At 71.4% G+C, this 7,944-nt stretch carries 10 protein-coding genes; 5 read left to right on the plus strand and 5 right to left on the minus strand.

From position 1 onward, the window contains the following. Positions 1 to 25: 25 nt before the first annotated feature. Both VJN29_RS05375 and nadA read right to left on the minus strand, forming a co-directional pair. Complete coding sequence (locus VJN29_RS05375) at positions 26 to 829, minus strand: metallophosphoesterase family protein (protein ID WP_324142552.1); 804 nt, start codon at positions 827 to 829, stop codon at positions 26 to 28. Positions 830 to 833: 4 nt separating this feature from the next. Further along, positions 834 to 2,024, minus strand: coding sequence for a quinolinate synthase NadA (gene nadA, locus VJN29_RS05380; RefSeq protein WP_324142553.1), 1,191 nt, complete (start codon positions 2,022 to 2,024; stop codon positions 834 to 836). Positions 2,025 to 2,103: 79 nt separating this feature from the next. On the opposite strand from nadA, the gene VJN29_RS05385 reads away from it, so the two are divergent. Then, on the plus strand, positions 2,104 to 2,445 hold the full coding sequence (locus tag VJN29_RS05385) for a DUF2200 domain-containing protein (RefSeq protein WP_324142554.1): 342 nt from the start codon (positions 2,104 to 2,106) through the stop codon (positions 2,443 to 2,445). Positions 2,446 to 2,485: 40 nt separating this feature from the next. On the opposite strand, the gene VJN29_RS05390 is transcribed toward VJN29_RS05385, so the two are convergent. Continuing rightward, positions 2,486 to 3,520, minus strand: a complete 1,035-nt coding sequence (locus VJN29_RS05390) for a serine hydrolase domain-containing protein (protein WP_324142555.1) — start codon at positions 3,518 to 3,520, stop codon at positions 2,486 to 2,488. A 96-nt stretch (positions 3,521 to 3,616) separates the two neighbouring features. Between VJN29_RS05390 and VJN29_RS05395 the strand changes: the two genes are divergently transcribed. The 4 genes from VJN29_RS05395 to VJN29_RS05410 all read left to right on the plus strand — a co-directional run bounded on the left by VJN29_RS05395 (position 3,617) and on the right by VJN29_RS05410 (position 7,300). Then, complete coding sequence (locus VJN29_RS05395; RefSeq protein WP_324142556.1) at positions 3,617 to 4,384, plus strand: SDR family oxidoreductase; 768 nt, start codon at positions 3,617 to 3,619, stop codon at positions 4,382 to 4,384. Continuing rightward, positions 4,381 to 5,517 (plus strand): S-adenosylmethionine:tRNA ribosyltransferase-isomerase, encoded by a 1,137-nt coding sequence (locus VJN29_RS05400; RefSeq protein ID WP_324142557.1) that lies wholly within the window; start codon positions 4,381 to 4,383, stop codon positions 5,515 to 5,517. The genes VJN29_RS05395 and VJN29_RS05400 overlap by 4 nt, the downstream gene beginning before the upstream one ends. A 36-nt stretch (positions 5,518 to 5,553) precedes the next feature. After that, positions 5,554 to 6,720 carry a glycerate kinase gene (locus tag VJN29_RS05405; RefSeq protein ID WP_324142558.1) on the plus strand — a complete coding sequence of 389 codons (1,167 nt, stop codon included), beginning with the start codon at positions 5,554 to 5,556 and terminating at the stop codon, positions 6,718 to 6,720. A gap of 205 nt (positions 6,721 to 6,925) precedes the next feature. After that, positions 6,926 to 7,300 (plus strand): iron-sulfur cluster assembly accessory protein, encoded by a 375-nt coding sequence (locus VJN29_RS05410; RefSeq protein ID WP_324142560.1) that lies wholly within the window; start codon positions 6,926 to 6,928, stop codon positions 7,298 to 7,300. Between the two features lie 104 nt (positions 7,301 to 7,404). Here the strand turns inward: VJN29_RS05410 and VJN29_RS05415 are convergent, their stop codons facing one another. Both VJN29_RS05415 and VJN29_RS05420 read right to left on the minus strand, forming a co-directional pair. Then, the gene (locus VJN29_RS05415; RefSeq protein WP_324142561.1) at positions 7,405 to 7,635 is read right to left on the minus strand and encodes a hypothetical protein; all 231 of its coding nucleotides are present in this window, start codon (positions 7,633 to 7,635) and stop codon (positions 7,405 to 7,407) included. Positions 7,636 to 7,727: 92 nt separating this feature from the next. After that, positions 7,728 to 7,944: 4Fe-4S dicluster domain-containing protein (locus VJN29_RS05420; RefSeq protein WP_414654322.1), on the minus strand; the 217-nt coding region annotated here is incomplete at its 5' end.

Below are 7,944 nucleotides of genomic sequence, written 5' to 3' on the forward strand. Positions count from 1 at the left end.
CCCGCTGGACTGACGTCATGGGGTGTCAGGAGGATGGCGTGCCGTTGCCCCGGTAGACCCCCTCGCGCAGTTCGAGCGCATACGCGTCGACGTCCGGCATGCCGCGCTCCCGGGCCACCGCGACCTCCGCCTCGATGTCATAGGGCACGCGGACGAAGGTGACGGCAAACGACTCTGGCACGACGGAGCCCACGACCCCCTCGAGGATCACGTAGGGTGCGCTCGGTCCGTCCAGGTGGTTGCCGACGGCCCCGGCGTTGAACAGCATGAGGCCGTCGTCGGCCGCGAGGTAGGTGCCGTGGATGTCGCCGTAGCCGACGACGTCCGGTGTCGTGCCCTGCGGCCACGGCCCGGCGCGGAACTCGCCGGTGAAGGGCGTGTTCGTGAAGATGCCGAGGAACTCCTCCCGCGTGTGCTGCACTCGGACGCGGACGAACTCATTGGTCTGCGACGCATGGAAGAGCCGGATTCGCTTGCCGCTCATGAGGAGCTCGTGGGAGTTCGGCAGCGCAGCGAGCCAGCCGATGTCGTCGTCGGTCAGCTCGTCGCGCGCCCACTGCCCTCCCTCGAAGGCCTGGACGGCATCGCGGGCGATGAAGGTGTCCCAGTTGCCGCGGACGGTCACCTCACACGTCTCGCGGGTCAGCTTGATGGCCTCCGAGCCGCGCGGCCCCTTGCCCACCACGTCACCGAGGTTGAGGATCCGGGTGATGCCCCGGGCCTCGATGTCGGCCAGGACCGCCTCGAGCGCGGTGACGTTGCCGTGGACGTCCGAGATGACGGCGACTCTGTCCATCCTCCCGTGCCGCTCCCTGATCGGATCTGCCACCCGCTCAGTCCTTGTGGGTGGTACCGGGCAGCGCGAGCATGCGGTCGAGCGCGACCCGGGCGTCGGCGGCCACCTGTGAGTCGACCTTGATCGGGTTGACCACCCTGCCGTCGACGAGGGACTCGAGCGCCCACACGAGATGGGGCAGGTCGATCCGGTTCATCGTCGAGCAGTAGCAGACGTTCTTCTCGAGGAAGGCGATCCGCTGCCCGGGGAACTGCTGGGCGAGACGCTTGACGAGGTTGAGCTCGGTACCGACGACCCAGGACGTGCCGTCCGGGGCGGCGGCGATGGTGTTGATGATCTTCTCGGTCGAGCCGACCTCGTCGGCTAGCTCGACCACCTCGTAGCGGCACTCGGGGTGGACGATGACCTTGACGCCCGGGATCTCCCGCCGAGCCGCCTCGACCGCGTCGACGGTGAAACGGCCGTGCACGGAGCAGTGCCCGCGCCAGAGGATCATCCGCGCGCCGGCCAGCTGCTCCGGCGTGAGCCCACCGCCGGGCCGGTGCGGGTCCCACACGACGCAGTCGTCGAGGGTGAGGCCGAGCTCGCGCACCGCGGTGTTGCGGCCCAGGTGCTGGTCGGGCAGGAAGAGGACCTTGCCGTCGCCGTCCACGCCACCCACCTGCTCGAACGCCCAGGCGAGGGCGGTCCGGGCGTTGGAGCTCGTGCACACGGTGCCGCCGTGCCGGCCGGTGAACGCCTTGATCGCGGCCGACGAGTTCATGTAGGTGACCGGGACCGTCTGTCCCGCGACCCCCGCTGCCTCGAGCTGGTCCCACGCGTCCTCGACCTGGGCGATCGCCGCCATGTCCGCCATCGAGCAGCCGGCCGCGAGGTCGGGCAGGATCACCGTCTGCTCGTCGCTCGTCAGGATGTCGGCGGACTCGGCCATGAAGTGGACCCCGCAGAAGACGATCCACGGCGCGTGCGGTCGGGCGGCCGCCTCCCGGGCGAGCTTGAAGGAGTCGCCCGTCACGTCGGCGAACTGGATCACCTCGTCGCGCTGGTAGTGGTGCCCGAGGACGAACACCTGGTCGCCGAGGGCCGCCCTGGCCGCCCGGGCACGCTCGACGAGGTCGGGGTCCGAGGGGGCGGGCAGGTCGCCGGGGCACTCCACGCCGCGCTCGGTGTGCAGCTCGGTGCCCTGGCCGAGCACGAGGAGGGGCAGCGGGGCTGGGGCCGTCGTCATGAACAGATCGTATGCCGCTGGGGCGGCTCCCAGCCTCGTCCCCGGATCCGGACGTGTGGCCGGCACTACCCTCGGGAGGATGAGTCGGATCTTCACCACCAGCTTCGCCTCGGTGTACCCCCACTACGTGACCAAGGTCGAGAGGAAGGGGCGGACGAAGGACGAGCTGGATGAGGTCATCGAGTGGCTGACCGGCTTCGACGACTCGGCATTGAGCGCTCACCTGGCTGCCGGCACGACGTTCGAGGACTTCTTCGCCGAGGCCCGGCTCAACCCACGTGCGTCGCAGATCACGGGCGTCGTGTGCGGGGTGCGTGTCGAGGAGATCGACGATCCGCTGATGCGGAACATCCGCTACCTGGACAAGCTGGTCGACGAGCTGGCCAGGGGCAGGTCGATGGACAAGGTCCTGAGGGCCTGAGCCGTCGCAGACCCTCGGCGATCCGCGGCGACGTTGCCCGTCAGAGGGCCGAGAGCACCAGCGGCCAGAGCTCAGCGAGCTGGCCCTCACCATTGCACAGGGCGACCAAGGTCAGGTCACGGTCCGGAAGGTGGCGCGCGACGGTCTCGATGCCGGGGTCGCCGCCGTCGTGCCCGAACCCTCGGTCCGCCCGGACGTAGAGGCCGTAGCCGTACCAGAGCCCGTCGGCGACGGGGACGTGGCGGCTACGCATCTGGGTGCTCAGGTCGCCGCCGAGCAGGTCGCCGTGCGCGATCGCCCGTAGGAACCGGTCGAGGTCACGCGCCGTGGCGTGCGCGCCGCCGTCACCGCCGCCGATCACCGGGATCGAGAAGGTGTTGCTGCGCCATGGGGCCTCGCTCCCCGTGCGAGGCAGGTAGCCCACCGCCACGTCTGGCACGGCCTCGTCGGACCGGAAGTAGCCGGACGACACCATGCCGGTCGGCCGCAGCACGCGCTCGGTCACCGCGGGGACGAACTCCCGCCCCGTCACCTCTTCGACGACCGCCGCGAGCAGCACGAAGCCCGCGTTGCTGTAGTGGAACTCCGCGCCCGGCTGCGCGGTCGGCGCCGCCTCGGTGTAGAGCGGTAGGAAGTCGTCGGGCCGCTCCATGCGGTACATGGGGCGGTTGCGCCACAGCGCGGCGTAGTCCTCGACGTACCCGGGCAGGTCCTCGTCCTCCTCGGCGTAGTCGCCGATGCCGGAGGTGTGACTGAGCAGGTGGTGGACGGTGACCTCGGGCGACATGGTCCTGGGCCTGCGCGAGGCGGGCAGCACATCCTCCACCCGGTCCTCGACACCGACCAGGCCGTCGCGCACGCAGGTCAGGACCGCGGCCGCCGTGAACGCCTTGGACAGCGACGCGAGCCCGAATCGGGTGCCGGGGTGGATCGGTGTCGCAGCCGCCCGGCAGGCCAGGCCGCCGCAGGACTCGAGCAGGGTCCGGTCGCCCTGGGCGACCAGCACGCTGCCCGTGAACCGGTCCTCGTCGGCCAGTCTCGCCAACCCGTCTGCCACGTCGTCCCATGTCGGCATGGCGGCAGCCTAGGTCCTCGTCCACCTGGGTCGAGCAGCCCCCATCCCTTGAAATGGCATTGACTTCAAGCATGCTTCAAGTCGGACGCTGTCGGCATGAACTCAGTACCACCCACAGCCCTCATCACCGGCGCCAGCCGTGGCCTCGGTCGGGCCCTGGCCGGACGGCTGGCCGAGCAGGGATGGCGCCTGCTCCTCACTGGTCGGACCCCCGACGATCTCGCTCTCGCCGCCGCTGAGCTCGCCCGGGCCGCCCCAACCGCCGACGTGGTCGCCCGGGCCGGTGACGTCGCCGACGCCGCGCACCGCGAGGAGCTCGTCGGAGTCGTCACGCGCTGGGGGCGTCTCGACCTGCTCGTCAACAATGCGAGCACGCTCGGTCCCACCCCGCTCCACCGTCTCGAGGACCTCACACCCGAGGCGCTCAGCCGGATCCTCGCCGTCAACGTCGTCGGCCCCCACGCGTTGACCCGGGCCATGGTTCCCCTCCTCCGGTCGGACGGCGGCGTGGTGCTCGACATCTCCTCCGACGCAGCTGTCGAGCACTACGAGACCTGGGGTGGCTACGCCGCGTCGAAGGCCGCGCTCGACCGGCTGGCGCTGACCCTGGGGACCGAGCTCAGCGGCATCCGGGCCTACGCCTTCGACCCCGGGGACATGCGCACGGCCATGCACCAGGAAGCCTTCCCCGCTGAGGACATCAGTGATCGACCGCTTCCCGAGGACGTGGCCGTGCCGGCGATCCTCGATCTGCTCGCGCGCCGCCCGCCGAGTGGTCGTTACCGGGCGGGGGACCTGCCGCAGGACCGGCCGGAGGCACGCTCCCCGGAGGTCACCTCCACGACCCCCGGGGATGTGGCGTGACGGCCCGCGTCGGGGAGCGACCGCTCACGCGATTCCGTGCGACCGACGACCTCACCGCCGATGCCCCTCCCGAGGCCAGGGGCCTCTCCCGCGATGGAGTCCGCCTGCTCGTCGCCTCCGAGCAGGACGGCGCGGTGACCGTCGAACACGGGACCTTCCCAGCCCTGGGCCGCCACCTCGGCCCGGGTGACGTCCTCGTCGTCAACAACTCGGCCACCGTCGCGCGTGAGATCGATGGCCGGCTCGCGGCTCGTGGCGCGGTGGTCATCCACGTTGGCGCGGAGCTCGACGACGGCTCCTGGGTCGTCGAGCTGCGCACCGCGCCGGACGCCGGTCGTCCCGTTCTCGACGCGGCGCTCGGCGACGAGATCGTGCTGGCGGGTCGCCATCGCCGGACCCTGCGGTCGTCGCCGACCCTGCGGCTGGTCGCGCCCTATCCCGAGCCGGGATCGTCGCCCTCGGGATCGGGCAACCGGCTCTGGAAGGCCGTCGAGTCGGGCAGCAGCGGTCTGGGCGAGCACCTCGCCGCGCACGGACGCCCGATCGCTTACGGCTACCTGCGGGCCCGCTTCCCGCTCGCCGCCTACCAGACCGTGTTCGGCACGATCCCGGGCAGCGCCGAGATGGCCAGTGCGGCGCGGCCCTTCACCACCGAGCTGGTCACGAGCCTCGTCTCGGCGGGCGTCGTCATCGTCCCGGTCACGCTCCACACGGGACTGTCGTCGCAGGAGTCGGGGGAGGCGCCGCAACCCGAGCGGTTCGCCGTGTCGAGGTCCGCCGCCGCCGTCGTCAACGCTGCCAAGGCGGTTGGCGGGCGGGTCGTCGCGGTGGGCACGACCGCCACCCGTGCCCTGGAGTCCGCAACCGACGAGGCCGGGGTCGTTTCCGCAGCCGCGGGGTGGACCGACCTCGTCATCTCGCCCGACCGGCCGGTCCGGGTCGTGGGTGGCCTCGTCACGGGTTGGCACAACTCGGACGCCACGCACCTGCTCCTCGTCGAGTCGGTCGCCGGCCCGAACCTCACCCAGGCGGCCTACGACGCGGCGCTCTCCCGCCACTACGCGTGGCACGAGTTCGGCGACTCGGCTCTGCTGCTGCCCGATCGGGAGGCCGGGGAGCTCTCGCGTGGTTGAGTGGGTCGGGAACTGCTCCCTCTCCGTGGTGAGAGGATGCCCGGCGTGCACGTGCTCATCGCCCCCGACTGCTTCACCGGCACCCTGACCGCCGCCCAGGCGGCGACCGCCATGGCCGAGGGCTGGGGCAGGTCTGCCCCCCATGACACCCTCGAGCTCGTGCCGCTGTCCGACGGGGGTCCCGGCTTCGTCGACGTCCTGGGCGCGAACCTGGGCGGGCAGGTGCATGCCGTGACGGTGTCCGACCCGCTCGGTCGCGACGTCCCCGCCATGGTGCTCGTGGTGGGCGACGTGGGCTACGTCGAGTCGGCCCAGGCTGCGGGCCTGCACCTGCTGACCCGTGACGAGCGGGACCCGACCCGCACCACGACCTTCGGTGTCGGCCAGCTCGTCCAGGCCGCCATCGACCTCGGCGCTCAGCGCGTCGTCATCGGGCTCGGCGGCTCCGGGACCAACGACGCCGGCGCCGGCCTGCTCGCCGCCCTCGGCGTCGGCACACCCGAGCGACTGGCGCGCGGCGGCCTGCTCCTCTGCGAGGCCAACGCCGACGACGTCGCGGGTCTCGACGACGCCCGTCGCCGCCTGAGTGTCATCGACCTCGTCATCGCCAGCGACGTCGACTCGCCGCTCCTCGGCCTGAAGGGCGCCAGCGCGGTCTTCTCCGAGCAGAAGGGCGCGTCTCCGGAGGCGGCCCAGGCCCTCGAGAGCTCACTGAGCCACTTCGCCAGCGTGGTGGCCCGCGTGCGGCCGCCGGCCAAGGACCTCCTGACCGGCACCGCCATCCGCCCGGAGCGACAGGCGGGCGCCGGTGCCGCGGGAGGGCTCGGCTACGCCCTCCACCTGCTCGGCGCGCGCCAGGTCTCCGGTGTGGCGGCGGTTCTCGAGGCGGTCGGTTTCAGCGAGCGCCTGGCCCGCTCCGACCTCGTCGTCACGGGGGAGGGCTCCCTCGACTGGCAGTCGCTCCACGGCAAGGTCGTGGTCGGCGTGGCGGATGCGGCCAGCCACCACGGCGTACCGGCCATCGCGGTTCCGGGACAGTCCGTGCTCGGCCGTCGAGACGCGATGTCGGCGGGCATCTCGGGGGTGTACCCGGTGGTCGAGCGCCCGGCCCAGCTCGAGGAGGCACTGGCAGACCCGTCCGGCACGCTGGCCACGCGGGTCGTCCGAGTGGCCCGCACCTGGTCCCCGTCCCCCCGCGGCTGAGCCCCGAGCGACGAGGTGCGGAAGGAGCGTCAGGTGAGGAACGCGCCCACCCAGCTCAGCGGCATACGGCCATCTCTCGTCCACCATCCGGCGGGTGGTGCGCACATCCGTTGGAAGCCGACGTATCCTTGACGGGTCGGGAACACATCCGGCACGGCATGGGTTGTTACTCCTGACCCATGCTCCACCACGTGAAGGACTGCACATGAGTGTCGAGACGAACGCTTCCACCGAGGCCCAGACCGAGGCTCCCGCCCACGGTGTCATCCTCACCGACGTGGCCTCAACGAAGGTCAAGAGCCTCCTCGAGCAGGAGGGTCGCGACGACCTCCGTCTCCGTGTCGGCGTGCAGCCGGGTGGCTGCTCGGGCCTGATCTACCAGCTCTACTTCGACGAGCGCACGCTCGACGGTGACCTGGTGCGCGACTTCGACGGTGTCGAGGTCGTCGTCGACCGGATGAGCTCCCCCTACCTCGAGGGCGCGACGATCGACTTCGCCGACACCATCGAGAAGCAGGGCTTCACCATCGACAACCCCAACGCGGGCAGCAGCTGCGCCTGCGGCGACTCCTTCAGCTGAGTCACACACGAAGGGTCCCACCGCGCGGTGGGGCCCTTCGTCATGTCTGCCGTATGCCGCTGAGCCGGCCGCCGCTCCAACGGCGCGCCACGCGGGCGGCTGCGTCAGAAGCCGTACTCCCCGAGGCCCTGGACGAGCGCAGCGGCGTCGTCTGGCACGTCGATGTCCACGTGCGGGAAGTCCGGCCTGACGGCCGTGAAGCGCGGCAGGTGGATCTCGCGGCTGTCCTCGACGAGCTCGGCGACGCTCCCGCTGTCCAGGCCGTCGCGGGGTGACGGGAACTCGGTCGGCGACGGGGTGGAATCGGTCCGGAAGGGCGTGCCGGCGGTGGTCATACGGCCACGCTATGTCGGGGCGGAGCCGGGGGACAGGTCTACCGCCGGGTAGTCGGCCGATGAGCAGATGAGGTTGGTCTCACTCGCCTCACTCACTCCGGGTCACGCGGCGGAAAGGCCGCCACGAGCGGCGTGTCGAACGGCAGGACCCCGAGCTTGGCGGCGCCGCCCGGAGAGGCGAGCGGCTCGGTCTGCCCGGGCATGGTCTCCTCGAAGAAGTCGGCGTTGTCCTGCAGGTACGGCTGCAGCTCGGCCGGCAGGTCGTCCTCGTAGTAGATCGCCTCGACGGGACAGACCGGCTCGCACGCG

Source organism: Intrasporangium sp., from assembly GCF_035280925.1.
In the GTDB taxonomy this organism is placed as follows: domain Bacteria; phylum Actinomycetota; class Actinomycetes; order Actinomycetales; family Dermatophilaceae; genus Intrasporangium.